Origin of the sequence: Fictibacillus phosphorivorans, assembly GCF_023715845.1 — a bacterium.
Lineage (GTDB): Bacteria > Bacillota > Bacilli > Bacillales > Fictibacillaceae > Fictibacillus > Fictibacillus phosphorivorans_D.
On the sequence record NZ_JAMBOR010000063.1, the window covers coordinates 1 to 447 of the forward strand.

The following is a 447-nucleotide window of genomic DNA, read 5'->3' on the forward strand; positions in this document are numbered from 1 at the left end:
GCCCGGAGACGTGCTGATCGAAGCGACCAGCGGCAACACCGGTATTGCGCTGGCGATGATCGCCGCGCTGAAAGGCTACCGGATGAAGCTGCTGATGCCCGACAACATGAGCCAGGAGCGTCGGGCCGCGATGCGCGCTTACGGCGCCGAGCTTATCCTGGTCAGCAAAGAGCAGGGGATGGAGGGGGCCCGCGACCTGGCTCTGGAAATGGCCCAGCGCGGAGAAGGCAAACTGCTCGATCAGTTTAACAACCCGGATAACCCCTACGCCCACTACACCACCACCGGCCCGGAAATCTGGCAGCAGACCGCGGGGCGTATCACCCACTTTGTCTCCAGTATGGGGACCACCGGCACCATTACCGGCGTGTCACGTTTTCTGCGTGAACAGAGTAAACCGGTGACCATTGTTGGCCTGCAGCCGGAGGAGGGGAGCAGTATTCCCGG

1 protein-coding gene is annotated in these 447 nt (G+C 62.4%); it reads left to right on the forward strand.

All coding sequences use genetic code 11. From position 1 onward, the window contains the following. Nucleotides 1-447 (forward strand): pyridoxal-phosphate dependent enzyme (locus tag M3206_RS18805; protein ID WP_251314035.1); only part of this gene is annotated, 447 nt, incomplete at both ends.